Below are 25,355 nucleotides of genomic sequence, written 5' to 3'. Positions count from 1 at the left end.
CATAATCACCTTTAATGCTCGCAGCGGCCCCTATTTCGGGCCCTCCGGTCATTCAGGAGCGATTATGCCATTTTCGAGATTTTCCCTGCCGCTTTCGGTTGTTCTGCTGGCGGGCGCCAGCCTGCCTGTCGCGGCTGAGCAAAGTGGCATTACAGCCTCAGTGGATGCCGGCGTTCTCAATCTTCGAGCAACGGAAACCGTCCATATCGGTGGCCGCAAGCTGAGCGAACTCGAATGGGAAACCAAAAACGCCGTGGCACTGCGCGGCTCGCTCGGGCTTGAACTTGCGCCCGGCTGGCGCGTCAAGGCGGAAGGCCGCGTCGGCTTTGAAGGCGATGGCTACATGACCGACTATGACTGGGTCTGGCCTTTTTCCAGAGACAGCTCCAAGGACAATTGGAGCCACCGTTCTCAGCATGACGACACGCGGCTCGACCATTATTTTTCGGGAAACCTCGAACTCAATCGCATGTTGCTGGACGATCCGCAGCAATATCTCAGCGCCGGCGTCGGCTTTCGTTATACGGATGTGCAATGGTCGGCCTATGGCGGCAACGCCGTTTACAGCGTTTTCTCCCCCCGTGATCTCTCGGGCAAATTCAAGGATGGCCTCAAGGGAATCACCTATCGCCAGCAAATCCCTGTCTTCTATGGCAACCTGACGGGCGGCCAGAGGTTCGGCAACTGGTCGCTCAACGTTGGCCTCGAAGGTGGCGCCATGGTCTACGGCAAGGCGACGGACGATCACTGGCTGCGCGATATGCGCTTCACCGACAAATTCGACGTTGCCGGCATGTTCGGGGTGAAGGCGGGCGTCGCCTATGACCTGACCGAGAATGCCTCGATCTATCTCGATGGCGCGTATGACTATACCAGTCTCGGACGCGGAGACACCCACTATAGCGGTGCGGGCGCAGGCAACCTGTCATCGGAAAAGAATGCCGGCGGCGGTGACTTGCAGTCGATTTTCGTGGGGATGGGCGTCAAAGGGCGCTTCTGATTTCGAGGGCGACAGTCGAAAAGAGATCGATCCGACGCACTTGGCCAACCACTTGACCAACTTCCGTGGCGCTCTTAATATGATCGGGATATGAGCGAGGCCATGGCTGCCATGACGATTACGATCAAAGTCGGTGAAGCCAAAACACACCTTTCGGAGCTTCTGGCCAAGGTCGAGGCGGGAGAAGAGGTCGTTATTGCGCGTGGAAATGAGCCTGTGGCGCGCCTCGTCAAGGCGATAGATAACCAATCCCGCCAAAGGCTCATCGCCGCGATACGCGCAGAGCGGTCGCAAAGAACCAAGACAACGGCAGATGAAATCAGAACGTGGAAAGAGGAAGGCCGCAGGTAATGGCCGTCGTTGTGGACGCCTCGGTTGTAGCGGCGTGGTTCCTGCTTGACGAGGACGGCGCAGTTGCCGAAGAGGCTCTTGCGCGGCTGGAAACACAGGACGCTTTCGCACCCGATCTTCTATCGCACGAGCTGCGCAACATACTACTTTCGGCCGAACGCCGAAAGCGTATTTCAGCGGATGACATCTTTGCAATTCTAATGCGTTTTGCCAGCCTGCCGATTACGCTTTCATCAAGCGCCGATCATGTGTCGATCATTCGCCTGGCGCAGAAACACGCCCTTTCCGCTTATGACGCCGCCTATCTGTCGCTCGCGATTTCGCGCAACGCGCCTTTGGCAACTCAGGACAGGAAGCTCGCGGCTGCCGCAAAGCTGGAAAACGTCGAGTTCTTCTAGGATTTGGTCAAAGCCGGGCGCGATTTAACATCGCCCATTGCAGGAGAATGATCGTCTTGGAATCGGTAATTTCACCCGATGCGATCATCGCGAAGGCCTCGTCCAGTCCGTAGGTCAGAACCTCCAGATCCTCGCCTTCGTCCTCCAGCCCGCCGCCGCTGCCGGCCTGCACGTCGAGATCGATGCGGGCAACGAAGAGGCTGACCTTTTCCGTCAGCGTGCCGGGGCTGGCATACATATCGAAGAGGTAATCGACCTTTTCGACCGCGTAGCCGGATTCTTCCATTGCCTCACGGCGGATGGCATGCGCCGCATCGTCATCATCGAGAAGCCCTGCCGGCACTTCGACCATGAAGCTTGGATCGCCGTTCACGAAGGCGGCGGGGCGAAACTGGCGAACCAGCACCACGCTGTCGCGCTTCGGGTCGTAAAGGAGAATGGCGGCCGCGCTGCCGTGGTCGTGGACTTCCCGGACAATGCGGATCGTTTTACCATCAGGCATGCGCTGGTCGAAAACGAGCTTCTGCATATGCACGAAGCCCTTCCACACCGTTTCCTTTTCCACCAGCCGGATTCTGCCCGCGTCCGTGTCGGCCGGAACGTTTTTCGCCTGCGTCTGTGTCACCGGATATGTCCTTGCCTGTCGTGGGATTTCAGCCTGCCCGTGTTGCGGCGCGATATCAAGCCTCGCGGCTCTCATCTTCGCGGCGGAGCCACACCTTGTTGTCGTGGAATGCCGCGCCGCCATAAGGCGCAACGGCATCGGCGCCGGTCAGCACATTGATGCCCTCGCCATCCAGATGCGCCTTGTTGGGCCACAGCCCTTCGGCAATCAGCACACCCGGTCTTGCTCCCTCCACGATTTTCGCGTGGAGCCGCACTTCACCGCGGCCATTGCCGATGCGGACGACGTCGCCATCGGCGATACCGCTGGTGGCGGCATCCTCGGGACAGATCATCAATTCCGGGCGGCCTTCCTTCTGCACGGAGGTCTTCGTTTCCGCGAAGGTGGAGTTCAGGAAATTCCGCGCCGGCGATGTCGCCAGCCGGAACGGATGATCGCCATCCACGGTTTCGATGACGTCGACCTGATCCGGGAATTTCGGAAATTGCGAGACCGGCCCCATGACGCCGATGTTTTTCGGCGGCTTGTTCGGAGATGGCCCGGTCGCCCATTCGGGGCTAAAACGGAATTTGCCGTCACCGTAACCGAAACCTTCGAGATAGTGCGCCACCTCGAAGGAGGGCTGCGCATCGATCCATTTTTCTTCCGCCAGCGTGTCGAAATCGCCCCAGCCGCTGACTTTGAGCATACGGTCGACATGATCACGGGCCGAAAGGCCAAAGCCCGGCATATGGTCGACATCGAGACGTTTCGCCAGTTCTTCGATGACAAAGAGATTGGTGCGCACCGTTTCGGGCGGCTCCACCAGTTTCGGACCAAGCAGAATGTGGTTCTGGCCGCCGGCGCGGTAGATGTCGTCATGTTCAAGGAACATGGTGGCAGGCAGCACGATATCGGCCACCTCAGCCGTTTCGGTCATGAATTGCTCATGCACGGCGACGAAGAGATCGTCGCGCAGGAAACCCTGTTTCACCAGCCGCTGTTCGGGCGCGACATTGACGGGATTGGTGTTCTGGATCAGCAGCGCCATCACCGGGCCGCCGTGGCGCAGCGCTTCCGCGTCCCCCGTCAGCACGCGGCCGATCTGCGACTGGTCGAGCTGGCGCACCTCGGGGTCGGCATAAGAACTGCCCATCAGCTCCGACTTGTTGAGCCGGAAGATATCGCCATTATTGTGGAAAGCGCCGCCGCCCTCATATTGCCAGGAGCCGAGGACGGTGGCGATGGAAAGGGCCGCATGCATGGCGACAGCGCCGTTGCGCTGGCGGGCAAAACCATATCCAAGCCGGAAGAAGGTCTTTTTCGTGGTGCCGACCAGCCGGGCGAAATCCTCGATCTCGTCGACGGAAAGACCGGTGATTTCCGATGCCCATTGCGGCGTCTTCGCCTTCAGATGCGCCTCAAGCCCGGCCGGATCATCGGCGAAACGCGCCATATAATCACGATCGGCGTAACCGTCGCGGAAGGCGATGTGCATCACGGCGCAGGCGAGCGCCGCGTCCGTGCCGGGGCGGACAACGAGGCGCATATCCGCCTGTTTCATGGTCGGATTGTCGTAGATATCGACCACGACGATCTTCGCGCCGCGCTCCTTGCGGGCTTTCACCGCATGGGTCATGACATTAACCTGCGTGGCGACCGCGTTGGTGCCCCAGATGACGACGACATCGGCCTTGGCGATTTCGCGTGGATCGGGGCCACGCAGTGCGCCCGTGCCCATCACGTAGCCGGTCCAGGCCATGTTGGTGCAGATCGATCCGAAGAAGCCGGAATATTTCTTGGCGTGGCGCAGCCGCTCAATGGAATCGCGCTGCACCTGCCCCATGGTGCCGGCGTAGAAATAGGGCCAGATGGCTTCGGCACCATACCGCGCTTCAGCCTTGACGAAAGCGTCCGCCACCTCGTCCAGAGCCGCGTCCCAGGAAATTTCCTGCCAGTCGCCCGCGCCCTTCGCGCCCTTGCGGCGCTTCGGGGTCAGCAATCGGCCGGGATGATAGATGCGCTCGGAATAACGCGCCACCTTGGCGCAGATCACGCCGGCGGTGTAAGTATTGGCGTTGGCCCCGCGCACGCGGCCGATCCGGCCATCGGCATTGATGTCGACCTCCAGCGCGCAGGCGCTCGGACAGTCATGCGGGCAAACCGTGTGTCCGATACGGACTTCGGGCTTCGGGGCGGCTTTTTCAGCGGAAATCGGGGTCGCAACGTTCATGTCTTTTGTATATTGCATCAACGATGCGGCAAAAAGGCCGAAGTGACGTCCATCAAGAATATTCATCCTGACCATTCACCCCGACAAGCCGCAAGCGAGACATATCCATGAACTACCGCCACATCTATCACGCCGGCAATTTCGCGGATGTCCTCAAACATGCCGTTCTCGCCCGCCTCGTGCGCTACCTGCAGAACAAGGACAAGGCTTTTCGGGTGCTGGACACCCATGCCGGCATCGGTCTTTACGACCTGACCTCGGAAGAGGCGCAGAAGACGGGCGAATGGCAGACCGGCATCGGCAAGCTGATGGAGGGTGATCTGCCCGCCCCCATTGCCGAATTGCTGGAGCCCTATCTTGACGCCGTGAAGGAACTCAACCCGGAAGGCGGCGTGAAATTTTATCCCGGCTCGCCGAAACTCGCACGCATGCTGTTTCGCCCGCAGGACCGGCTTTCGGCAATGGAACTGCACCCGGATGACAGCCGCGCTCTGGCACGGCTCTTCGAGGGCGATTATCAGGTTCGCGTCACCGAGCTGGATGGCTGGCTGTCGCTCGGCGCGCATCTGCCGCCGAAGGAAAAGCGCGGCCTCATCCTCGTTGATCCGCCGTTCGAGCTTGAGAATGAATATCAGCGTCTGGCCGATGGCCTGAACAAGGCCTATCGGCGTTTTTCCACCGGCACCTATTGCCTGTGGTATCCCCTGAAGAAAGGCGCACCGATCAAGGACTTCCATGAGCGGCTGCAATCCTTCGACATTCCGAAGATGCTGTGCGCGGAACTGTCAGTCAGAAGCGACCGGCTGGACGGCCTGAGCGGCTCAGGCCTCATCATCGTCAATCCGCCCTATACGCTGAAGGACGAGTTGCACACGCTGCTGCCTTACCTGAAGACAACGCTGGCGCAGGACAGGTTCGCCTCGCAGCGCGCGTTCTGGCTGCGCGGCGAGGAAAAGCCGGAAGAAAGCTGAGGGCTATCTCAACCCTTCCCTTTTCTGCGCCGCCGCAAGCTGTGATCGTTCGAAGAACAGGATCACGAACAGCGCCATGATGAAGGGGATGATGAGATAGAACAGCCGGAAGACCAGCAGCGCCGCGATCACATCCGCCGGGTTCATATCCGGCAGGCCGGTGACGAAGACCAGCTCCAGCACCCCCAGTCCGCCCGGCGCGTGCGAGATGAGCGCCGCCGAGAAGGAAACCAGAAATATGCCGAGAATAACCATATAACCGGGATTTCCGGCTTCCGGCAGCGCGAAATAGATGATGCCCGCCGCGCCGATCAGCTCGATTGGGCCGATGACGAGTTGTTGCGCAACAAGCTTCGGCGCGGGGTAAGGCAGCACGAAAGAGCCGATTTTCAGGGGCTTCAGCCTGAGCAGGCTGCCGAGAACATAAAGCCCGACAACAAGGAGCAGCAGGACGCCCGTGGTCGTGGAGGCTTCGACGGGCAGGATTCCGGTAAACCGTTCGGTGATGTCGGGCTCGTAAAGCAGCACCAGGCCGATGAGCATGATCGTGCCGATGAGGAAGGTGAAGGAGCAGAGGCCGACGAGAACGCCCACTTCCGCGACACTCAGTCCCTTGGAAGTATATGCCCTGTATCGCACCACCGCTCCCGAAAACACCGAGGCCCCTACATTGTGGGACAGCGCATAGGTGGTGAAAGAGGTGAGCGTGATGAAGAACCAGTTCACCTTGCGGCCAAGATGCTGCAGGGCGATGCGGTCGTAACCGGCAAGCGCGGCATAGGCCAGCAGGGTCGCAAGACCCGAACACAGCCAGTCCCGCACGCGAATGGCTTTCAGGCTGTCCCAGAGATCATCGAGCGACAGGCCACGCAATTCGTGAAAGAGCAACCAGGCGGAAAAACCGATCGTCGCAAAACCAACGACGGGCCAGATGTATTTCTTGAATTTCATGCGGTCATGCCGCCTATTACCCCCAGCCCTGTTTCCGTCTTTTGCGGAAGATTCGTTCGACTCTATTCGTTATGCGGCGAAGCTTTCAACCTTTTTGCCCGTTTGCCTCGTTCACAAATTTATGTAAGACCGGATCGTCGCCCGACGGCGGTATGAACTGGTCCAGTTTCCGGGGAACGTACACGGAATGAAACGTTACGCAGGTTTCATCGCCTTGGGTCTTCTATCGCTTGCGGCGCTGTGGTTTGCACAGGAAAAACCCGCCCCGAAAGGACCCGTGAACGATCAGCAGGCGCAAGCCTCGCCGCAATCCGCGGGACACCCGCAGCAAGAGACACCACGGAGAAATACGGGCAATAATCCGGCACCTCGCGGAACGGGTTTCGATTTCTACGTGCTTTCCTTGTCCTGGTCTCCGGCCTTCTGCGCCAGTTCCGAAGGCTCGGGTAACCGTCAGCAATGCGGCAGCGACAGGCGTTACGGTTTCGTCGTGCACGGGCTTTGGCCGCAGAACGAAAACGGCTATCCCGAATTCTGCCAAAGCAGCGAGCCTGAGCGTGTTCCTGACGCGATCGGCCGCAGTATGTTCGATATCATGCCGTCCATGGGTCTGATCGGCCACCAGTGGCGCAAGCACGGCTCCTGCTCCGGCCTGTCGCAGAGGGATTATTTCTCGGCAACGCGAGCCGCCTTCGAAGCCGTCCGGCTGCCGGAAAAGATCGCCTCGGGCGCCGCGGCCTCCACACTGTCCGCCGACGCCATAGAAAACGCTTTCACCGACGCCAATCCGGGCCTGTCGAAACGCGGCATCTCCATCAGCTGCGACGGCAAACGCCTTGAGGAAGTGCGCATCTGCCTCAACAGGGACATGACGTTCCGCGATTGCCCCGAGCTTGACCGCAAGGGCTGCCGCGCCAACGCCGCAGAAATCATCCCCATTCGCTAGAGCGCGTCGAATGCGCTCTATTTCTCGTCTGTACACATTTTCCAGACATAAAACCGCTATCCAGTTTTACTGAATACTCCAGTCCCCAGACGACAACCCATAGGACCTGACCATGGAACTGCTTTACTCGCCCGCCTCCCCCTACTCCGCCAAGGTGCGCATGGCCGCCCGCCATCTCGGCATCGACATCACCTCGGTACGCGTCGACACCAATGCCGAGCCCGCAACGCTGATGGACAACAATCCGCTCGGCAAGATTCCCGTCCTGCTTCTGGATGGAGGCGGCTCGGTCTATGACAGCGTGGCGATCATGCACTATCTCGACCGTCTTTCAGGCGGCAAGCTCTACCCGAAAAAGAACGGCAAGCGCACGGATGTGGAAATTCTGGAGGCGCTGTGCGACGGCATCATGGATTGCCTGCTCGCCATCGTTTACGAGCGCCGTTTCCGCCCGGAAGACAAGATCCATCAGCCCTGGATCGACAAGCAGTGGAGCAAGGTGGCCCGTGGACTTGATTACCTCAACGCCAACCTGCCCAAAACCGGCAAGAAGCTGCATGGCGGCCATTTCGCCCTTGCGGCGATGATCGGTTATCTCGACCTGCGTTTTGCCGGCGAATGGGCCGAAGGGCGCGATGCGCTGGCCGCTTGGCCTGAAACCTTCGGCAAGCGTTTCGAAGCCTACACGGAAATGAAGGCCGCCGCCTGAGGTTAGCGAAAGAACAATGCCCGGCCTGATCGCCGGGCATTTATTTCGGCGGTATGCCACAAAACAAAAAGCCGGGGCATAAACCCCGGCTTTTCTTTAACCGATCCAAAAAGGATCAGAACTTGACGCCGATACCGGCCTTGACCGAGTGATCGTCGAAACCACGCGAGAACGCGCCGGAGTCGAGACCGTAGTCCTTCTTCTGGTAGTCGCTGTAGCGATATTCCAGACGGGCGGTGATGTTATCGGTCACCATGGCTTCTACACCGGCACCGACAGTGTAACCGAGGGCGGTGGCGCTGTCCTTGGAGGTCGCGTCACGTACCTTGTTGTCGGAGACGGCAAGACCAGCCGTACCGTAAAGCAGGAACGGGTTCATGTCGTAACCAACGCGGCCGCGCAGCGAGCCGTTGACGCCCTGCTTGCCTTCGATGGCGTTGCCGGCAACCGTACCGGCAGAACCCTTCTCGTCGCCGAGGTTGACGTCTGCTTCGGCGCCGTAAACGATCTGGCCGCTCTGCATGTTGTAACCACCGTACAGACCGCCGCCGAAGCCCTTGGCGTCACGGCCGTCATTGCTGGAGCTGAAACGGCCCCAGTCATAGTTGACCGTACCACCGAGGTAAGCGCCGGACCAATCCTTGACCGGTGCGGGCTGGTCGTAGGACACCGGTGCCTGCGGCACTTCATTTACGGCGTCAGCGGCGTGAGCAGCCGAAAAGCCGGCGGCTGCCATGGTCGAAGCCATAAGGGTTGCTACGAAAATACGCATGCTATTCTCCTTTCAGGACCGCTCTGCACTCAAAACATTGTTTTCAGACGCGGCATAATTCGTCGGGTTAATCGCCCCTCTGGAAACTGAACTTGATGGGAGAATGCGGAGATCAAAGAGCCAAAATGTGAATTGTTTGGGGCAGAGGCGTGACTAGAATTAGACGTTGCCTAATTGCCACAAGGGTTTTATTAACCCTAACAGAAGCCTAACCAGCAATAGATCGCCTTTAAACTTAGTTATATTCAAATTAAACCGAAATTGCATTGTGAATAAAAAATCGCCCAATTCTTTTGGGGCTGACGGACAGCTTGCGATTTGCATTTATATCCAGCAAATAGGGCTGAGATGAGCAAATGCAGGTCCGCCGTGAAAGAAAATATACCGAAGACAGTCTTGATAACGGGGGCCGCCCGCCGGCTCGGGCGGGCAATCGCCACCGATCTGGCCGCCCATGGCTTCGCGATCGCCGTCCATGCCAATGAATCGATGGCGCAGGCCGAGGAATTCGCTAACGAAATAAGGCAAAAAGGCGGCAAAGCCGTTGCCGTCCAGGCGGATCTGACACAATCCGGGCCCACTTCTGGGCTCATCGAACAGGCTTCTTCGGCGCTGGGACCTATCGGCGTCGTTATCAATAATGCATCGGTTTTTCTGGACGACTCGGCGGATAAACCCGATCCCGCGATCTTCGACGCGCATTTCGCCGTGCATGTGCGGGCCCCTTCTCTCATCGCCGCCGCCTTTGTCGAACAATTGCCTGCCGACAATTCCGGGCTGATCGTCAATATCATCGACCAGCGCGTGCTTGCCCTCACACCGCGTTTTTATTCCTACACACTTTCTAAATCCGCGCTGTGGACGGCCACGCGGACGATGGCGCAGAGCTTCGCACCGCGCGTGCGGGTCAATGCCATCGGGCCGGGTCCTACCTTCAAAAGCGAAAGACAGACGCCGGAGGACTTTCAGGCGCAGATCGACGGCCTTATATTAAAGCGAGGTCCCGCACCGGATGAGTTCGGGCGGACGATTCGCTTTCTTTTCGACACGCCGTCGGTCACCGGACAAATGATCGCGCTCGACGGCGGCCAGCACCTCGGCTGGGAAACCCCTGACGTGGCGGAGATAAATGAATGAACGGAAAGAAGCTGCCTGATGGCGGTATTCTCTTCGATGAAACCGACGACGAAGACGACGATGCAAGCCTTGCCGCAACCGAAGCGACAGAGGCTCCGCGCGACGTTGCCGGCATGGACTGGAACGCAGGCTGGAAAAACGAATCCGGCCTGAAGGGCATGGATCTGATCGGCGAATTCGTCAAACACCTGCCGAACTCGCCGGGTGTCTATCGCATGTTCAACGATGCGGGCGACGTGCTTTACGTCGGCAAGGCGCGCTCGCTGAAGAAGCGCGTCGGCAATTACGCGCAGGGCCGCGTGCATTCCAACCGCATCGCCCAGATGGTGCGTTTCACCACCCATATGGAGTTCGTCACCACCCGCACGGAGACGGAAGCGCTTCTGCTCGAAGCGAATCTGATCAAGCGCTTGCGGCCGCGCTTTAATGTGCTTTTGCGCGACGACAAATCGTTTCCCTATATTCTCATCACTGCCGACAACCGCGCACCGGCGATTTTCAAACACCGTGGCGCCCGGGCGCGCAAGGGCGACTATTTCGGCCCCTTTGCGTCGGCTGGCGCGGTCGGCCGCACGATCAATTCGCTGCAGCGCGCCTTTTTGATCCGCACCTGCACCGACAGCGTGTTCGAAACCCGCACGCGCCCCTGTCTTCTTTACCAGATCAAACGCTGTTCCGGGCCCTGCACACATGAGGTGAGCGATCAGGGCTATGCGGAACTCGTCAAGGAAGCCAAGGATTTCCTGTCCGGCAAGAGCCAGAGCGTCAAGACCGCGATTGCGCGGCAGATGAACGAGGCGGCCGAGGATCTCGATTTCGAACGCGCCGCCGTCTATCGCGACCGGCTGGCCGCACTTTCCCATGTCCAGAGCCATCAGGGCATCAACCCGGCTGGCATCGAGGAAGCAGATGTTTTCGCCATCCACCATGAGGGCGGCATCTCCTGCATTCAGGTATTCTTTTTCCGCACCGGGCAGAACTGGGGCAACCGCGCCTATTTCCCGAAGGCCGATCCTTCCCTGCCCGGCTCGGAAATTCTCAACGCGTTTCTGGCGCAGTTTTACGACGACAAGCCCGTGCCGAAACAGATCCTGCTTTCCGAAACGGTGGAGGAGCAGGAACTGCTGGCCGCCGCTCTCGGTGAAAAGGCGGGACACAAGGTCACGATCAGCGTGCCGCAACGCGGTGAGAAGAAGGACATTACCGACCACGTGCTTGCCAATGCCCGCGAGGCGCATGGCCGCAAGCTGGCGGAAACCTCGTCCCAGGCGCGGCTGCTGAAGGGTTTTGCGGAAACCTTCGGCCTTTCCTATGTGCCGCGACGGATCGAGATTTACGACAACTCGCATATCATGGGCACCAATGCCGTGGGCGGCATGGTGGTGGCGGGGCCGGAAGGTTTCGTGAAGAACCAGTACCGCAAGTTCAACATCAAATCGACCGACATCACCCCCGGCGATGACTTCGGCATGATGCGCGAGGTGATGACCCGCCGTTTTTCCCGTCTCCTGAAGGAAGAAGGCAAGCCTGACCGCGAACGGACACCGACACCGGAGGAAGCGGCCGACATGCCCTTTCCCGCCTGGCCGGATGTGATCCTGATCGACGGCGGCCAAGGCCAGATGACGGCGGTGCGCGCCATTCTCGACGAACTCGGCATTCGCGACTGTGTGGCGGCCATCGGCGTCGCCAAGGGTGTCGATCGCGAAGCGGGCCGCGAACGCTTCTTCGCGGACGGGCGCAGCGACTTCTCGCTGCCGCCGCGCGATCCCGTGCTTTATTTCATCCAGCGCATGCGCGACGAGGCGCACCGTTTTGCCATCGGCTCGCACCGGGCGCGGCGCAAGAAGGAAATGGTGCGCAATCCGCTGGATGAAATTTCGGGAATCGGGCCGGGCCGCAAACGCTCCCTGCTGCAGCATTTCGGCACGGCCAAGGCCGTTTCCCGCGCCGGTCTCAACGATTTGATGGCTGTCAGTGGTATTTCCGAGACGGTGGCGCGACAAATCTATAATCACTTCCACGAGAGCGGCAGTGATTGATACCGCGACGTCGTGGCGAACTGCTAAAAAAACATAATCACATGTTGACGCTATGCCCTAGCGGCGGCATCAAGGCAGCTGATCTTAGACTGACAGGTTTCCCATGGCTTCGCGCGCATACAGCATTCCCAACCTTCTCACCTATGGCCGCATCCTCGCGGTTCCTGTCATTGTTCTTTGCTTTTTCATCGAAGGAAAGCTGGAAAGCTCGGATTTCGCGCGCTGGACGGCTCTGTGGCTGTTCATCATCGCCTCGCTGACCGATTTCCTCGATGGTTATCTGGCGCGTATCTGGAACCAGACGTCGAATATCGGCCGCATGCTGGATCCGATTGCCGACAAGCTGCTGGTCGCCTCCGTGCTGCTCCTGATGGCGGCTGATGGCACCATTGCCGGCTGGTCGCTCTGGGCGGCCATCACCATTCTCTGCCGTGAAATTCTGGTCTCCGGCCTGCGCGAATATCTGGCAGCGCTGAAGGTCAGTGTTCCCGTTACCCGCATCGCCAAATGGAAGACCACCATCCAGATGGTGGCCATCGCCTTTCTGCTTGCGGGTCCTGCGGGCGACAAGGTTCTGCCCTACACGACCGAGATGGGAATTACGCTTCTCTGGCTCGCCGCGGCACTCACCATGTATACCGGTTATGATTATTTCAAGGCCGGCCTCAAGCACATCGTGGACGAAGAATGATGGCACGGATCGTTTATTTCGCCTGGGTGCGCGAGAAGATCGGCACGGATGAAGAAGAGCTGGATATCCCCTCCTCCGTCACCACGGCCGGCGAGCTGATCGCCTGGCTTGCGACACGCGGCGAAAATTACGAAGCCGCCTTCGAGTTTCTCAATGTGATCCGTGTTGCCGTCAATCAGGAACATGTCGAGCATGACGAAAGCATTGTCGGCGCACGCGAGATCGGCATTTTCCCACCGATGACGGGGGGATGAGCGGATGCAGCCGACAGTCCGCGTCCAGGCACAGGATTTCGATGCTGCGGAAGAAACCCGCCGGCTGACGGAAAGTGACAGGAGCATCGGCGCGGTGGTGGCCTTCACCGGGCTCTGCCGGGATGATGGCGGCACACTCGCGGCGCTGGAGCTAGAACATTATCCCGGCATGGCGGAAGCGGAAATAACCCGCATTGCCAAACTTGCCATGGAGCGTTTCGGCCTGCTTGGCCTCACCGCCATCCATCGCCACGGCAAGATCGCCACCGGCGAAAATATCGTCCTCGTCATTGCAACCTCGTCTCATCGACAGGCGGCCTTCGACGGCGCCAATTTCGTGATGGACTATCTCAAGACATCCGCTCCGTTCTGGAAAAAGGAACATGGCAAGGATGGCTCGACGGGCGACTGGGTTGCAGCAAAGACAACCGACGATACGGCCAAGGACAAGTGGCGATAGTGCTTGTTCTTTTCTCGCATTTCCGGATGGACAACCGACGTCCACTTTTCCGGAGATGCTCTAGGGCGCTTCAACCCTGCTGCGCATGATGATCAGCCAGCCGACCAGCATCGCCAGAACCGCTGCATCGCGCCAGGCGGCCGGGCCGTAACCGACCCAGAAAGTTTCCGCAAAACCAACGGCGGCGGCCCCAAGGCCGCAGATGAGCGGGCTGGCATAACCGCCCGCCGCTGAAATCAGCACCACCTTCAGTCCAAAGACCAGACCGGCCCCGAAATCCATAGTGCCGTAATAAAAAGTGGCCAGCACACCGGCGATGGCGGCGACGAGGCCCGCCGCGCAATAGGACAGCAGAAATATCCTGCCCGCATTCACCCCGCATAAAGCGGCGGCAAAAGCATCGTCCGACACCGCCTTCCAACGCCTGCCGAAAGCGGAAAGGCTGAGATAAAACGACCCCGCGAGAATGAGCAGGCAGAACGCCGCCGTGTTCAGCATCTGCATCGGTGTCAGGGTTACGGCAAATCCCCCGTCGGCCCAGAAACGCACCGGTTCAGACAGAAGCGGCGGCAGCCATAATTGCCTTGTGTCGGCGGCCAGCCTCGCGCTTTCGGTCAACGCTATCAACACACCGACTGAGGCGACGGTCACCGCATTGGGAGAGGCTTTCGCCAGCGGCCGCATCACCGCCCTGCCGACAAAACCCGCCGCCCATAACCCACCGAACAGACCCGCGCCTGCCCCGAGCGCAAGTGTTGCCGGCAGAACCAGCCACAGCCGGTTCCAGCCGAAATCGGCAAACAGCAGGCAGGTCTGACCGGCAAAGGCGAATATGGCGCCATAGGTGACATCGGCGCGTCTGGTGACCGAAAAGGCGATGGCATAGCCAAAGGCCAGAACCGCATAAAGCGAGGCGACCGGCACGGCATTCAGCAATTGTTGCAGGAAATAGGCCAAGCGCGTCCTCCCGCCATTATTATAACTGTTAAAACCTGTTTTGACAGTTATAATGTGCGATATGACCTTTCGCTGGACAGAACATCGTTTCGCAGGCGGCGCATTGGCACTGGATGTCGCCAATAGCGTGATCCTGCGCTCGGAGGCGGCAAAATCAGTCGACCGTTTTGCTGTGCCGGCGCAGATCGCTGCCTTTGCCGAAGCGGCGACAAGGCTCGGTGCGGAGCGCCACAGGTTTCCCACGCTCATCGCGCCCGAAGCGGAAAGGCGGCCGATTTTTCTCGAGCTTCGTGAAGCTGCCGATGATTACTTCCGCACGTTCGTCACTGGCGGCGATGATGGCGACGGCAAACTGGCCGGGCTTCTCTTCGCCTGCGGCACGGCGCTGCGGACGTTTCCGCTTGCCGAAAGCCTCGGCAATGCCACCGCCCATTCCGCCCTCTCGCTACTTGCGGACGAGACACAGGAACGGCTGCGCATCTGCGGCAATTGCGGCTGGCTGTTTATCGACCGCAGCAAGAACAGAAGCCGCATCTGGTGCGATATGGCTGTGTGCGGCAACCGGCAGAAAGCCAGCCGGCACTATCACCGGAAAAAGGAGGCGCAGACATGAAAGGAATCGCCCTTCCATTGCTGGCGATTGCAGGGATGCTCGCCCTTTCCGGCTGCCAGCGGGACGAACCGCGTGAGGTGGCGAAGATCTCCGGCCGGATGTTTGTGTTTAACTACCGCGTGGCCATCGCCACCTATCTGGTGACCCTTCAGCGTATCGCCCCCATTCGTGACGGCAGCACCATCGAGGCGACGTTCGAAAACCCTCGCGGTGGTCCAGACCTCACCAGCCGCGAGAAGATTTTTCCGAAAGACGAAAAGATCACGGTTCAGAGCCCACCGGTGGAGTGCGTGAAGCAGGACCGGCCCTATAAGGTCACCATCCATATCAAAGGGCCGGAAGGCGACATTCTCCAGAGCATCGAAACCACGATCCGTTCCGACACCGACCAGTCACTTCTGCCCGCCAAGCCGCTGGTGGTCGGCCCGCTTTATACGCCCAATCCCGAGGTGTTCAAACCGGATGGCACGACGGATATGCGGCCGGTTCAGGATTGTCCGGCGTCGTAGGGACTGACGGAATGAATGACGTGAAGGCGTCCCATCCCTCATTCCTGTGCTCGTCACAGGAATGAGGAAGGTGGGAATGGCTGCAGCCTAACCCTTTACCCCTATCAAAACAAAAAAACGGAGCCTTTCGGCTCCGTTTCCTCGAGTCTTTTCAGCAGCTTCACGCAATCGCCTGCAACAGCGATTCAAGCCGTTGAGATTTTGAATCAGCCGACGATTTCGGTTTCGGCGAACCAGTAGGCGATTTCCTGTGCAGCGGTTTCCGGAGCATCGGAACCGTGAACGGAGTTTTCACCGATGGAGAGCGCGAAGCTCTTGCGGATGGTGCCTTCCGCAGCCTGGGCCGGGTTGGTGGCGCCCATGATTTCGCGGTTCTTGAGGATGGCGTTTTCGCCTTCCAGAACCTGAACGATGGTCGGGCCGGAGGTCATGCCTTCAACGAGTTCGCCGAAGAAGGGACGCTCTTTGTGAACGGCGTAGAAGCCTTCGGCTTCGCGCTTGCTCATCCAGACGCGCTTGGAGGCGACGATGCGCAGACCGTTGTCTTCAAATACCTTGGTGATCGCGCCCGTGAGGTTACGCTTGGTTGCGTCCGGCTTGATCATCGAAAATGTGCGTTCAATCGCCATGTGTCCGTTTCCTTTTCCTTCAGAGAAAGTGGGCGGTCTTTACCCGCCCAAAGGCCCGAAAACAAGGGGGATCAACGAGATTGCGACTGTCACCGCAGACATTTCACGCCGCTGTCACACTGCGGCCTCTCGCATCATAGAGATCGAGGCAGCCTTCGAACCAGTCCCGCACCGGATCGTTATCGGCAAACAGATCCAGCCCAGTGGTGATCCGCGCCCATTGCAGCGCGCCGAACACGATGTAATCCGCAAAGAGCGGCGACGTACCGCCGATGAAAGGCTGGAAGCTCAGCATACGCCGGATCGGTGCGAGCAATGCCGGAAATGCTGCGATCTCCGCCTCGCGGTTCGCCACCACGTCCTCGAGCGGACGGCCGAGCGCTTTCGTGCGGCTATCGCGGAAATAATGGCGATCCGGCTCATCCAGCATATTGTGGATATCGAGCACGGCAATGCGGACGATGGCGGGGTGAAGCACCGTCTGCGACCAGCTTTCGACGAAACGGGCCATGGCCTTGCCACCCTCGCCGTTAAACAGCGACGGGCGCTCCGGGTAAGTCTCGTCAAGGTAAAGGGCAATTTCGAAACTGTCGCTCACCAGTTCGTCACCATCGCGCAGGATGGGCACGGTCTTCGAAAAACCATCCTCTACCGTGGGGATCACCGTGAAGGGTAAAGGCCGCTCCTCGAAATCCAGACCCTTATGCGCCAGCGAAAGCACGGTTTTCCAGCAATGGGGAGAAAATGGCCGGGAAGTGTCGCTTCCGCATAGCGAATAGAGCGTTCTGGAAGTCGTCATGGGCTGCCCCTCTTCTGCAACATCGATGAAGCGATATAAAAACGGTCTCTGCCCGAAATCAAATCAGGATTTGTCATATTATCGATCAAGGCGCGCCAACGCGGAATCATACCTCGTGACGGCAAAATTCCCTTCTGGATTTATTCTATTTTAAACCGTTGCTTGTAAGAATAGCGCCGTTCAACAATCGGTTATCGCCGGTCTACTCATAATAATCCATTGGTATTGGGGCTGTCAGTGACGACATCGGCGGGCGATAAAAAACGCGAGCATGCAAGAAGTGCACTTGTCGTTACCAAAATCACGCAGTTCATCGCCAAGATGAACATTGCGCCTTTGCCGCGCAATTACGAATTGATCTATGAAATATTGTCTGGACACAACCCGGCCATGGGCCGCGACATTCTCGCGCTCGGCAACGCGCCGCAGCAGCATGAAATCGACCTCATCGGCCAGCGGCACAATCTGCCCGGTTTTTCGCGGATCGAGGCGGAACAGATGGCAAGCGAAGCCTTCGAGACACTGACGCAGATTTCCGTGCGACTGGATGCGAGCCTTCACCGCACTGAAACCTTCATGAGCAGCCTTGAGCAGGACGAGGATGGCGAGCCGCCCGCAATGGAGCGTTTCGTCGAGTTGCTGGGTGATATTCGCGAGGAACAGACGAGCCTTCGGCATTTCATCGCCATGGGGCTGGTGAAAATCCGCGAGGTTGAAAGGAACCGCGCAGAGCTTCAGGCCGCCTCGCTGCGCGATGCGCTGACGGCATTGCCAAACCGAGCCGCCTTTCTCGAAAAGCTTGGCGCTCTTTTCGCGAAGGACCGGGCTGCATCCGCCACCTCGCTGGTGCTGCTGGATATCGACCATTTCCGGGAAATCAACGGAAAATATGGCTCCGCCGCCGGCAACAAGGCGTTGCGACGTCTCGCCGCCCTGTTTCGCAAGACCATCAAGAAGGACGATTTCGTCGCCCGTATTGGTGGCGATGAATTTGCCTTTCTGTTTGCCGGCGTGCCGCAGAACACGGCCGAGGCCATTGCCGAGCGGCTGCGGCAGAGCGTGGAGGCATTGCGCTTCGCGACCACTGGCGGCGACGGCGAACATCTGACGGTTTCGATCGGCGTCGCGGAAGTGGATGGCACCGCCACGCCGGCCGAGTTTTTCGGCCATGCGGAACTCGCCCTTCTCTCGGCCCGCTGCGGCGCGCGCAACTGCGTCGTCGGCTATTCGCGGGAGGTGTCGCAGCACAGCCGCAGCAGCTATCTGGCGCAACTCGGCTCTTGAGACAGCATTCTCCCATTGTGTGGCGCGGGCGCTCTTGCCTTGGCCAGACAGTTCGGCCAAAACGGCGCCATGATTACGATTACCGATCTTTCCGCCCGCATCGCCGGGCGTCTGCTTCTTGACCACGCCAGCGTGACGCTTCCCGCCGGCGTGAAGGCGGGCCTTGTTGGCCGCAACGGCGCCGGCAAATCCACCCTGTTTCGGGTCATCACCGGCGATTTCTCCGCGGAAAGCGGTTCGGTGACGATCCCGAAGATGGCGCGCATCGGCCAGGTCGCGCAGGAAGCGCCGGGAACGGAAGAATCGCTGATTTCCATCGTGCTTTCCGCCGACAAGGAACGCAGCGCACTTCTGGCCGAGGCGGAAACCGCAACCGATCCGCATCGTATCGCGGAAATCCAGATGCGGCTTGTCGACATCGACGCCCATTCGGCGGAAGCGCGCGCCTCCAGCATTCTTGCCGGTCTCGGTTTCGATCACGAGGCGCAGCTTCGCCCCGCCTCCTCCTTCTCCGGCGGCTGGCGCATGCGCGTGGCGCTTGCGTCGGTACTGTTTGCCGAACCCGACCTGCTGCTGCTCGACGAGCCGACCAACTATCTCGACCTCGAAGGCACGCTCTGGCTGGAAGATTACATCAGGCGTTATCCGCATACCGTCATCATCATCAGCCATGACCGCGATCTCCTGAACAATGCCGTCAATTCCATCGTGCATCTGGACCAGAAGAAGCTGACCTTCTATCGCGGCGGTTACGACCAGTTCGAGCGGCAGAAGGCCGAGGCCGACGAATTGCAGATGAAGGCGAAGGTAAAGAACGACGCCGCACGCAAGCACCTGCAAAGCTTCATCGACCGTTTCCGCGCCAAGGCGACAAAAGCACGGCAGGCGCAGAGCCGCATCAAGGCGCTGGAGCGCATGGGCACCGTCGCCGCCGTGATCGAGGATCACGTCCAGCCGATCACCTTCCCCGAGCCGGAAAAGCAGCCGGCCTCGCCCATCGTCGCCATCAATGGTGGTGCTGTGGGTTACGAGCCGGGAAAATCCATCCTGAAGCAGCTCAATCTGCGGATCGACAATGACGATCGCATCGCGCTGCTCGGCTCGAACGGCAACGGCAAATCGACCTTTGCGAAATTCATCTCCGGCCGTCTTGCGCCGCAGGCGGGCGATCTTCGTGTCGCGCCCGGCATGAAGATCGGCTTCTTCGCGCAGCACCAGCTCGATGACCTCGTGCCGGATGAAACCCCGGTCGAGCATGTGCGCAAGTTGATGCCGCTGGCGCCCGAAGCGCAGGTGCGCTCCCGCGTGGCCCAGATGGGACTTGCGACGGAAAAGATGGCGACGGCGGCGAAGGATCTGTCCGGTGGCGAGAAAGCTCGCCTGCTGATGGGGCTTGCGGCCTTCCATGCGCCGAACCTGCTGATCCTCGACGAACCGACCAACCACCTCGACATCGACAGCCGCCGCGCGCTGATCGAGGCGCTGAATGATTATAGCGGTGCGGTCATCCTCATTTCGCACGACCGCCACCTCATCGAGGCGACGGTGGACAGGCTGTGGCTGGTCGCCGACGGCACGGTCAAGACCTTCGAAGGCGACATGGAGGAATATCGCGATCTCGTCGTTTCCTCCGGCAGGAAGAAGGAAGACAAGACCGAGGCCGCTGCCGATCAGGCGTCGAAGGCGGATCAGCGCAAGGCCAACGCAGAAAAGCGCGCCCAGCTTGCGCCGCTCAAGAAAAAGATTAACGAAATCGAGTCCCTGACGGCAAAGCTTGAGAAACTGATTCAGTCGCTCGACACCGAACTGGCTGACCCGGCGCTATACGAAAAAGCCCCTGCCAAGGCCGCGCAGAAAGTCAAAGAGCGTGGCGAAGCCGCTTCCAGGCTTTCGGATGCGGAGGAGCAATGGCTGATGCTTTCCAGTGAATACGAGGATGCGATGGCGGGTTGATGCGCGACAGCGCAGAGCCGGCGGCCTCTTGCGAAGCCGCCGTATCGCAATGACGCAGTTTACTTCGCGCCGATCGTGTTGAGACCTTCACGGGCGCATTCGGCATCGATCGCGCCCGATGGCGCGCCGCCGACACCGATACCGCCGACCAGGGCGTCGCCGATCTTGATCGGCAGGCCGCCGGCCTGGATGACCATGCGCTCATCCATGTTGCGAAGGCCATCATTGGCGGGCTTGGAGGCGATGAATTCCGCGATCTCGCCAATATCACGGCCGAGCGATGCGGCGGCAAAGGCCTTGCCGGTTGCGCTGGAGACCGTGTGTGGACCGGAGCCATCCGCCTTCAGCACAATCTTGGTAGCACCATCGCGGGCGACGATGGCAACGGTGACGGCGCTGCCCTTGGCGGAGCAAGCCTGAAGCGCTGCCTTGGCTGCCTTTTCCGCCATTTCGAGCGGCAGATAGGGCGCGGTCGGCAGCGTCTGCGCCAATGCGGCCGAAGGAGCGATCAGGGCGGAAGCGATGAGAAGGGTGCGGATCATGGAAAGTCCTCTTGCTTGATGAGGACTGCAGCTTAAGCGGATGGCGCTCGGCCGCGAATCCGTAAGACTTGCCGGCTGCTCGGTAGTTCTACCGATCCGCACCGGCTTCCAGCCAGAGCCTTGTCATTTCCGCCTGCGAGGTGGTGCCGAGCTTGAGGCCGATGGCGGCACGATGGCTGTCCACCGTGCGCGGCGACAGGCCAAGCCCGTCGGCGATCTGGCGTGTGGTAAACCCAAGTGCGATGCGTTCGAGTATTTCCCGCTCCCGCGCGGTCAGCAGCGATAAAAGCGCCATATTCTCCGCCTGCAGTGCCTTTGCATCGAGCGTGCGGGTCAATATCCGATGCGCCTTCTGGATCGCGTCGATGAGATCCTGCTCATCCACGGGCTTGGAGAGAAAATCCACCGCGCCGTTGTGAAAGGCCCGGCGGCAGGCTTCGATATTGCCGTGACCGGAAATGATGATGACAGGCCAGTCGATCCCCTCTTCCGTCAGCTTCTCCTGCAGCTTCAATCCGGTGATAGCAGGCATGCGGATATCGAAGATGAGGCAGCCCGGTTCGAGCCCGGATAGCTGGCCGAGAAATACCACCGGATCGGCAAAGCCCTTCGCCTTGATGCCGACGGTGGACAGGAGCAATATCAGCGCCTTGCGCACGGCGTCATCGTCATCGACGAGATAGACGGGCAGCGTCATGGGTTCTGTGCCTCCGCTGTGACCGGGAGGACAACGCGGAAAAGCGCGCCATTCTCACTCTCGACATAAAGGATTTCACCGCCGGCGCGCTCCACCAGCCGCTGGCTGAGAGCAAGTCCCAGACCCATGCCGTTCGTTTTCGTGGTGGCGAAAGGCGTAAACAGCCGGTCGCGCAGGCCCGGTGCGACGCCGGGGCCGTTATCGGCAACCTCGAGAACGGCGAAATCACCGCTCCGGCTCAATCTGGCGGTGATGGCGCGCCTGCCTTCAATGGCAGTGAGCGCATCAAGCGCGTTGCGCAGCAGATTGAACATGACCTGTTCTATTTCAACGGGATCGACCCGCACCAAAAGCGGAGCATCGGGCATCGCGATGTCGATGCTGGCCTCATGGCGGGCCGCTTCGCCGGCAAGCAGCGCATCGACATTGCGCAGAGCCGCGCGCAGATCATGCGCCGCCACCGGCTTGCGGTGCGGCAGCGACCAGTTGCGAAACCGGTCGAGCATATTGGCGGCGCATCGCGCCTGATCGATCATATCGTCGAGAGCACCGGAAAGGGCCGTGACATCCTGACGGGCAAGCAGCCGCCGTCCGGCCTGCGCCTGTGCCAATATCGCCGTCAGAGGCTGGGTCAGCTCATGGGCAAGACCGCTTGCCATTTCTCCGAGTGCATTGACCCGCGAAGCATGGGTGAGCCTCGCCTCCATGCCGCTCAGTTCGGCCCGTCTTTCGGCGGCGCGCATGCGCGTCCTCTGTCTTGCCATGACAGTGCCGAGCAGGAAAACGATGCTCGCGCCGGCCATGCCCGCCAACAGGGCGCGGCCGGGTAAAAGATCGCGCCAGGTGATCGAGAGCGCGACTTCGAGCATAAGCGGCTGGGTAGCGCTGCTCAGTTGCCGGACATATTGCGGTGCTTCCGGTAGCGAGGGCGGGCCGAACAGGACTGTACCGTCAGGCATTTTGAGGCGGATCACCGCCTGTTTCGCCGACCAGAACGGAGCATCGGACGCCAGCAGCCGCGCGGCATCGACGGCAAGCACCAGCGCTTTCGAGGCGGTCTCGTTATTGGGGCTGCGCTTGACGATCATGTAATGGCCGGGCCTGAGACCGCTCGCCACCAGGGCGGGCCGGCCGGTAAAGACCGATGCCGCCTTGCGGATCGCCGCTGCCAGCTCGTTTTCCAGCGATCGGGTGCCTATGACAGGCCCCGCCTCACTGAGGGAAACCAGCTGAACCTCATCGATGCGCGGGTAAAATTGCAGAATGGGCGCGGCGACATCGAGCAGCAGGCCGTAATCCGCCCCCTGCTCCGCCTGCGCCACCGCCGAAAGCGCCGTCACATGGGCATCATGCTGATCGGCCCGGCGGGATGCCTCTGCCTGCAACGCGTCGCTCTCTCGCCCCAGCTCGCCGAGCAGGCTGACATATTGATAAGCCGCCAAAGCGGAAATAACGGCCGCCATGAACAGTGCCCAGACCAGAAACAACCTGAGAAAAGGCCATCCTAAAAGCGGCTGCGGATTGTCCGCCGTAGGCCGGTCGCCTGATACGGCATGGGCGGCCGCGCGAAGCGAGCGGCCGGCGCCACCCTCGCCCTTGGCCGATTCATTCGGCAAGTGCTGAGCCGGCTTTCCGGGCATGTCGTTCCATGCGTCATTGTTTTCAAGCATCGGCTCGCCCGCATGACCTTTAAAAAGGATCATGACATTCGTTCATCAAAGGAGTTTCTCAGCACAGACCGGGAAAACATTCAATGCAGCAGTCGCCGAATTCCCTTTGATGGCCATTGGCCGCAGCAAGGGCCCCGATCGGTCTCCACGCGTCAGGCGCACGCCCTGCGAGGCTGCAGCCGGGCGAGCGGCACGGCGGGGGAGTAAAGATAACCCTGTCCGAAGCGTATGCCCATCTGCATGAGAAGCCGGCTCTGCTCCTCCGTTTCGATGCCTTCCGTTACCAGCTTTGCGCCGTAGCGCTCGGCGCTCTCGAAAGCGAGTGCGATGGCCTCCCTGAACCGCGATTGGTCGAGCCTCGACGTCATCCAGTGATCGATCTTGACCTCTTCGAAAGGGAACCGCGCCAGCAAAGTAAGCGCGGCATAACCGGTGCCGAAATCATCGAGCGCCAGCCGGACGCCTGCGGCGACCAGCGCATCGAAATTCTGCTGCACGACATCAGTGGTCGGTATCCTGCTCATCTCCGTCACTTCGATCGAGAGGCGATGCGTCGGCACTGCCATTTCGCGTAGAAGCGTCACGACCCGGTCTCCGAAACGCGCAGTCGCAAAAGACGACGCGGAAATATTCACGGCCAGATGAAAATCCGCGTCAAGGCCGTGCAGGTCACGAAGGTCGCGCACGACGGCTTCGATCGTCGACCATTCGAATTCCACCAGCAGCCGATGGCGTTCGGCGATCTCCAGTACATAATAAGGCGAAAGCGCCTGTCCGTGTGCATCGACCGCGCGCAGCAGCGCTTCAGCGCCGATCATGCGGCGATCACGCATTTCGAATTTCGGCTGATAACAAATGGGCGGTCTGCCGGATTTAACCCAGTTGACCAGCATCTGCCGCACCGCCTCGTCCCGTGTCGCTTTCTCGGCAAAGGAGAAAGGGAAAATCTGCACCGGATGATCGCTTCCCTTCAGCGCCAGACTGAGGTGCCTGAGGAAGGAGGCGACATTTTGCCGGGAAAGCTGGTCCAGATTTGCCGCACCGATTTTGAGATGCGGAACCGGCCCCGCCTCCGCCGAGCGGCAAAACGTGCTCAACCCATCATGCAGATGCATCATGAGTTTCGCACTTTCCGACTTCTCCAGCGAAACCCCCTGCATGACGACTGCAAGTGTCGTATCGCCGAACATGAAGCTGCAGGGCGTGCTGGACCTGCACAGCAGACCGTCTTCGGTATCGCAGATTTCCCGCGCCAGCCTGGGCCAGAAAAGATCGCTCCAGTCCTCGCCCTCGCAGGCGGCGACATCGGCAATATTGATAATTTCGATGAGAATGAGAGCATGCGGAACGGCCGGCTCCTGCCGCATCGTTGTTTCTATGTGGTCTTTGAGGGCACGCCTGTTGGGCAGGCCGGTCAATGAATCGGTCCGCGCCGCAACGTCGCGCTTCTTTGCCTCGTCCCGCGCCCGCGCCTCGCTGCGCAGAAGGATGAACAGGCAGACGATCATCGGCAGACCGACGGCGACCGCGCCGAGGGTTCGGCGGCCGACTGCACTCAAAAACAGCGCCTGATCGACCAGACCAAGCGCGAATGAGGCCGCGATGGCAAGCAGCACGGCAATGAACCTGACCGCAAAGACGGTGAGGATATCCCGAATTCCAAGGTCGGCGAGACGGCGCTTGCGCATCCAGCCATACATGATGATGCCGCAGGCCGAAATGACGACCATGTCCTGCAGGGCCGCAAAAAACAGCACGGGACCACCGAACACAAAACGCCCGGCCGCCACGAGGAAGAGGCTGATCAGTCCGCCCTGCCAGGAGCCGAGCACCCCGGCGAGAAACAGCAGGTCGGAGCGGATATAAGGTTTGGAAGGCAGCTTGATGAATTCGGAAACCAGCAGCGTCAGCAGAAAGCCCGTCATTCCGAACACGATGCCATAATAGATTTTATAGCGGGGGTCCTCGAGGGCGATATTTCGCCGCAGGAGGATCAACACGGACACCATGCCAACGACGGCGGCCGCCTGAAGCAGGAGGAATGGAAGTTCGGCAGCGGATGCTGCCGCTTGTGAGGCGATCAATTCCATCATCTGCATTCCCCGGTTATTATGTGTTCTGGGGCCGGATTTCCGGCACATGGCCTTCACAGATCCCGCTTCGCGCAGGACACAACTTATAAC

General features: G+C 59.9%; 26 protein-coding genes. 15 read left to right on the top strand and 11 right to left on the bottom strand.

Annotated features, from left to right (window positions below; genetic code table 11):
* Window positions 1-64 precede the first annotated feature (64 nt).
* The 3 genes from V6S97_RS01340 to V6S97_RS01330 all read left to right on the top strand — a co-directional run bounded on the left by V6S97_RS01340 (window position 65) and on the right by V6S97_RS01330 (window position 1,749).
* Window positions 65-1,000: an omptin family outer membrane protease gene (locus V6S97_RS01340; RefSeq protein WP_003502145.1), complete on the top strand. Its 936-nt coding sequence runs from the start codon at window positions 65-67 to the stop codon at window positions 998-1,000.
* A 111-nt stretch (window positions 1,001-1,111) separates the two neighbouring features.
* Window positions 1,112-1,351 carry a type II toxin-antitoxin system Phd/YefM family antitoxin gene (locus tag V6S97_RS01335; RefSeq protein WP_035212492.1) on the top strand — a complete coding sequence of 80 codons (240 nt, stop codon included), beginning with the start codon at window positions 1,112-1,114 and terminating at the stop codon, window positions 1,349-1,351.
* Window positions 1,351-1,749: a type II toxin-antitoxin system VapC family toxin gene (locus tag V6S97_RS01330; RefSeq protein WP_003502141.1), complete on the top strand. Its 399-nt coding sequence runs from the start codon at window positions 1,351-1,353 to the stop codon at window positions 1,747-1,749. Before V6S97_RS01335 ends, V6S97_RS01330 begins: the two co-directional genes overlap by 1 nt.
* A gap of 7 nt (window positions 1,750-1,756) precedes the next feature.
* Here the strand turns inward: V6S97_RS01330 and V6S97_RS01325 are convergent, their stop codons facing one another.
* Complete coding sequence (locus V6S97_RS01325) at window positions 1,757-2,374, bottom strand: NUDIX domain-containing protein (RefSeq protein WP_003502139.1); 618 nt, start codon at window positions 2,372-2,374, stop codon at window positions 1,757-1,759.
* A gap of 55 nt (window positions 2,375-2,429) precedes the next feature.
* On the bottom strand, window positions 2,430-4,652 hold the full coding sequence (locus tag V6S97_RS01320) for a molybdopterin-containing oxidoreductase family protein (RefSeq protein ID WP_003502137.1): 2,223 nt from the start codon (window positions 4,650-4,652) through the stop codon (window positions 2,430-2,432).
* A 41-nt stretch (window positions 4,653-4,693) separates the two neighbouring features.
* On the opposite strand from V6S97_RS01320, the gene V6S97_RS01315 reads away from it, so the two are divergent.
* Window positions 4,694-5,557: a 23S rRNA (adenine(2030)-N(6))-methyltransferase RlmJ gene (locus V6S97_RS01315; protein WP_003502135.1), complete on the top strand. Its 864-nt coding sequence runs from the start codon at window positions 4,694-4,696 to the stop codon at window positions 5,555-5,557.
* Window positions 5,558-5,560: 3 nt separating this feature from the next.
* Here V6S97_RS01315 and V6S97_RS01310 read toward each other — a convergent pair whose 3' ends face one another.
* Window positions 5,561-6,508, bottom strand: coding sequence for a lysylphosphatidylglycerol synthase domain-containing protein (locus tag V6S97_RS01310; RefSeq protein WP_003502130.1), 948 nt, complete (start codon window positions 6,506-6,508; stop codon window positions 5,561-5,563).
* A 187-nt stretch (window positions 6,509-6,695) separates the two neighbouring features.
* On the opposite strand from V6S97_RS01310, the gene V6S97_RS01305 reads away from it, so the two are divergent.
* Together V6S97_RS01305 and V6S97_RS01300 are read left to right on the top strand one after the other, a co-directional pair.
* Window positions 6,696-7,454: a ribonuclease T2 family protein gene (locus V6S97_RS01305; RefSeq protein WP_153314963.1), complete on the top strand. Its 759-nt coding sequence runs from the start codon at window positions 6,696-6,698 to the stop codon at window positions 7,452-7,454.
* Window positions 7,455-7,566: 112 nt separating this feature from the next.
* Window positions 7,567-8,163 (top strand): glutathione S-transferase, encoded by a 597-nt coding sequence (locus V6S97_RS01300; protein WP_003502128.1) that lies wholly within the window; start codon window positions 7,567-7,569, stop codon window positions 8,161-8,163.
* Between the two features lie 115 nt (window positions 8,164-8,278).
* Here the strand turns inward: V6S97_RS01300 and V6S97_RS01295 are convergent, their stop codons facing one another.
* Window positions 8,279-8,935, bottom strand: coding sequence for an outer membrane protein (locus V6S97_RS01295; protein WP_003502127.1), 657 nt, complete (start codon window positions 8,933-8,935; stop codon window positions 8,279-8,281).
* A gap of 348 nt (window positions 8,936-9,283) precedes the next feature.
* Between V6S97_RS01295 and V6S97_RS01290 the strand changes: the two genes are divergently transcribed.
* The 5 genes from V6S97_RS01290 to V6S97_RS01270 all read left to right on the top strand — a co-directional run bounded on the left by V6S97_RS01290 (window position 9,284) and on the right by V6S97_RS01270 (window position 13,519).
* Window positions 9,284-10,072, top strand: a complete 789-nt coding sequence (locus tag V6S97_RS01290) for an SDR family oxidoreductase (protein ID WP_003502126.1) — start codon at window positions 9,284-9,286, stop codon at window positions 10,070-10,072.
* Window positions 10,069-12,114, top strand: a complete 2,046-nt coding sequence (gene uvrC / locus V6S97_RS01285) for an excinuclease ABC subunit UvrC (protein WP_003502125.1) — start codon at window positions 10,069-10,071, stop codon at window positions 12,112-12,114. Before V6S97_RS01290 ends, uvrC begins: the two co-directional genes overlap by 4 nt.
* A 103-nt stretch (window positions 12,115-12,217) precedes the next feature.
* Window positions 12,218-12,805 (top strand): CDP-diacylglycerol--glycerol-3-phosphate 3-phosphatidyltransferase, encoded by a 588-nt coding sequence (gene pgsA, locus V6S97_RS01280; protein WP_003502124.1) that lies wholly within the window; start codon window positions 12,218-12,220, stop codon window positions 12,803-12,805.
* The gene (gene moaD / locus V6S97_RS01275) at window positions 12,805-13,059 is read left to right on the top strand and encodes a molybdopterin converting factor subunit 1 (protein WP_003502123.1); all 255 of its coding nucleotides are present in this window, start codon (window positions 12,805-12,807) and stop codon (window positions 13,057-13,059) included. Before pgsA ends, moaD begins: the two co-directional genes overlap by 1 nt.
* 4 nt (window positions 13,060-13,063) lie before the next feature.
* Complete coding sequence (locus V6S97_RS01270; RefSeq protein ID WP_003502122.1) at window positions 13,064-13,519, top strand: molybdenum cofactor biosynthesis protein MoaE; 456 nt, start codon at window positions 13,064-13,066, stop codon at window positions 13,517-13,519.
* Window positions 13,520-13,579: 60 nt separating this feature from the next.
* Here V6S97_RS01270 and V6S97_RS01265 read toward each other — a convergent pair whose 3' ends face one another.
* A complete protein-coding gene (locus tag V6S97_RS01265; RefSeq protein ID WP_003502121.1) occupies window positions 13,580-14,476 on the bottom strand; it encodes a branched-chain amino acid ABC transporter permease in 897 nt (298 codons plus the stop codon).
* A gap of 52 nt (window positions 14,477-14,528) precedes the next feature.
* On the opposite strand from V6S97_RS01265, the gene V6S97_RS01260 reads away from it, so the two are divergent.
* Both V6S97_RS01260 and V6S97_RS01255 read left to right on the top strand, forming a co-directional pair.
* Window positions 14,529-15,089, top strand: coding sequence for a CGNR zinc finger domain-containing protein (locus V6S97_RS01260; RefSeq protein WP_003502120.1), 561 nt, complete (start codon window positions 14,529-14,531; stop codon window positions 15,087-15,089).
* Window positions 15,086-15,598: a hypothetical protein gene (locus tag V6S97_RS01255; RefSeq protein ID WP_003502119.1), complete on the top strand. Its 513-nt coding sequence runs from the start codon at window positions 15,086-15,088 to the stop codon at window positions 15,596-15,598. Before V6S97_RS01260 ends, V6S97_RS01255 begins: the two co-directional genes overlap by 4 nt.
* A 206-nt stretch (window positions 15,599-15,804) precedes the next feature.
* On the opposite strand, the gene ndk is transcribed toward V6S97_RS01255, so the two are convergent.
* A complete protein-coding gene (gene ndk / locus V6S97_RS01250; protein ID WP_003502118.1) occupies window positions 15,805-16,227 on the bottom strand; it encodes a nucleoside-diphosphate kinase in 423 nt (140 codons plus the stop codon).
* 103 nt (window positions 16,228-16,330) lie between these two features.
* A complete protein-coding gene (locus tag V6S97_RS01245) occupies window positions 16,331-17,026 on the bottom strand; it encodes a glutathione S-transferase family protein (RefSeq protein ID WP_026363455.1) in 696 nt (231 codons plus the stop codon).
* 237 nt (window positions 17,027-17,263) lie between these two features.
* On the opposite strand from V6S97_RS01245, the gene V6S97_RS01240 reads away from it, so the two are divergent.
* Window positions 17,264-18,310, top strand: a complete 1,047-nt coding sequence (locus V6S97_RS01240) for a GGDEF domain-containing protein (protein WP_003502111.1) — start codon at window positions 17,264-17,266, stop codon at window positions 18,308-18,310.
* 69 nt (window positions 18,311-18,379) lie between these two features.
* Window positions 18,380-20,263: an ABC-F family ATP-binding cassette domain-containing protein gene (locus tag V6S97_RS01235; protein ID WP_003502110.1), complete on the top strand. Its 1,884-nt coding sequence runs from the start codon at window positions 18,380-18,382 to the stop codon at window positions 20,261-20,263.
* Between the two features lie 59 nt (window positions 20,264-20,322).
* On the opposite strand, the gene V6S97_RS01230 is transcribed toward V6S97_RS01235, so the two are convergent.
* The 4 genes from V6S97_RS01230 to V6S97_RS01215 form a co-directional block, all read right to left on the bottom strand.
* Window positions 20,323-20,805 carry a GlcG/HbpS family heme-binding protein gene (locus V6S97_RS01230; protein WP_003502109.1) on the bottom strand — a complete coding sequence of 161 codons (483 nt, stop codon included), beginning with the start codon at window positions 20,803-20,805 and terminating at the stop codon, window positions 20,323-20,325.
* Between the two features lie 88 nt (window positions 20,806-20,893).
* Window positions 20,894-21,502 carry a response regulator transcription factor gene (locus V6S97_RS01225; RefSeq protein ID WP_003502108.1) on the bottom strand — a complete coding sequence of 203 codons (609 nt, stop codon included), beginning with the start codon at window positions 21,500-21,502 and terminating at the stop codon, window positions 20,894-20,896.
* Window positions 21,499-23,205 (bottom strand): sensor histidine kinase, encoded by a 1,707-nt coding sequence (locus V6S97_RS01220; protein ID WP_003502107.1) that lies wholly within the window; start codon window positions 23,203-23,205, stop codon window positions 21,499-21,501. Before V6S97_RS01220 ends, V6S97_RS01225 begins: the two co-directional genes overlap by 4 nt.
* A 119-nt stretch (window positions 23,206-23,324) precedes the next feature.
* On the bottom strand, window positions 23,325-25,265 hold the full coding sequence (locus V6S97_RS01215) for an EAL domain-containing protein (protein WP_031234577.1): 1,941 nt from the start codon (window positions 25,263-25,265) through the stop codon (window positions 23,325-23,327).
* Between the last annotated feature and the right edge of the window lie 90 nt (window positions 25,266-25,355).

Source organism: Agrobacterium sp. CCNWLW155 (assembly GCF_036888815.1).
GTDB classification, from domain to species: Bacteria; Pseudomonadota; Alphaproteobacteria; order Rhizobiales; family Rhizobiaceae; genus Agrobacterium; species Agrobacterium radiobacter.
The sequence above is the reverse complement of the archived record's forward strand: the minus strand, read 5'-3'. Positions and strand labels throughout refer to the sequence as shown.

Bases quoted from the DNA above. Each gene is read 5' to 3' on its own strand.
- V6S97_RS01340 (WP_003502145.1), top strand. From the start codon at position 65: ATGCCATTTTCGAGATTTTCCCTGCCGCTTTCGGTTGTTCTGCTGGCG.
- V6S97_RS01335 (WP_035212492.1), top strand. From the start codon at position 1,112: ATGACGATTACGATCAAAGTCGGTGAAGCCAAAACACACCTTTCGGAG.
- V6S97_RS01330 (WP_003502141.1), top strand. From the start codon at position 1,351: ATGGCCGTCGTTGTGGACGCCTCGGTTGTAGCGGCGTGGTTCCTGCTT.
- V6S97_RS01320 (WP_003502137.1), bottom strand. From the start codon at position 4,652: ATGAATATTCTTGATGGACGTCACTTCGGCCTTTTTGCCGCATCGTTG.
- V6S97_RS01315 (WP_003502135.1), top strand. From the start codon at position 4,694: ATGAACTACCGCCACATCTATCACGCCGGCAATTTCGCGGATGTCCTC.
- V6S97_RS01310 (WP_003502130.1), bottom strand. From the start codon at position 6,508: ATGAAATTCAAGAAATACATCTGGCCCGTCGTTGGTTTTGCGACGATC.
- V6S97_RS01305 (WP_153314963.1), top strand. From the start codon at position 6,696: ATGAAACGTTACGCAGGTTTCATCGCCTTGGGTCTTCTATCGCTTGCG.
- V6S97_RS01300 (WP_003502128.1), top strand. From the start codon at position 7,567: ATGGAACTGCTTTACTCGCCCGCCTCCCCCTACTCCGCCAAGGTGCGC.
- V6S97_RS01295 (WP_003502127.1), bottom strand. From the start codon at position 8,935: ATGCGTATTTTCGTAGCAACCCTTATGGCTTCGACCATGGCAGCCGCC.
- V6S97_RS01290 (WP_003502126.1), top strand. From the start codon at position 9,284: ATGAGCAAATGCAGGTCCGCCGTGAAAGAAAATATACCGAAGACAGTC.
- uvrC (WP_003502125.1), top strand. From the start codon at position 10,069: ATGAACGGAAAGAAGCTGCCTGATGGCGGTATTCTCTTCGATGAAACC.
- pgsA (WP_003502124.1), top strand. From the start codon at position 12,218: ATGGCTTCGCGCGCATACAGCATTCCCAACCTTCTCACCTATGGCCGC.
- moaD (WP_003502123.1), top strand. From the start codon at position 12,805: ATGGCACGGATCGTTTATTTCGCCTGGGTGCGCGAGAAGATCGGCACG.
- V6S97_RS01270 (WP_003502122.1), top strand. From the start codon at position 13,064: ATGCAGCCGACAGTCCGCGTCCAGGCACAGGATTTCGATGCTGCGGAA.
- V6S97_RS01260 (WP_003502120.1), top strand. From the start codon at position 14,529: ATGTGCGATATGACCTTTCGCTGGACAGAACATCGTTTCGCAGGCGGC.
- V6S97_RS01255 (WP_003502119.1), top strand. From the start codon at position 15,086: ATGAAAGGAATCGCCCTTCCATTGCTGGCGATTGCAGGGATGCTCGCC.
- ndk (WP_003502118.1), bottom strand. From the start codon at position 16,227: ATGGCGATTGAACGCACATTTTCGATGATCAAGCCGGACGCAACCAAG.
- V6S97_RS01245 (WP_026363455.1), bottom strand. From the start codon at position 17,026: ATGACGACTTCCAGAACGCTCTATTCGCTATGCGGAAGCGACACTTCC.
- V6S97_RS01235 (WP_003502110.1), top strand. From the start codon at position 18,380: ATGATTACGATTACCGATCTTTCCGCCCGCATCGCCGGGCGTCTGCTT.
- V6S97_RS01230 (WP_003502109.1), bottom strand. From the start codon at position 20,805: ATGATCCGCACCCTTCTCATCGCTTCCGCCCTGATCGCTCCTTCGGCC.
- V6S97_RS01225 (WP_003502108.1), bottom strand. From the start codon at position 21,502: ATGACGCTGCCCGTCTATCTCGTCGATGACGATGACGCCGTGCGCAAG.
- V6S97_RS01220 (WP_003502107.1), bottom strand. From the start codon at position 23,205: ATGATCCTTTTTAAAGGTCATGCGGGCGAGCCGATGCTTGAAAACAAT.
- V6S97_RS01215 (WP_031234577.1), bottom strand. From the start codon at position 25,265: ATGATGGAATTGATCGCCTCACAAGCGGCAGCATCCGCTGCCGAACTT.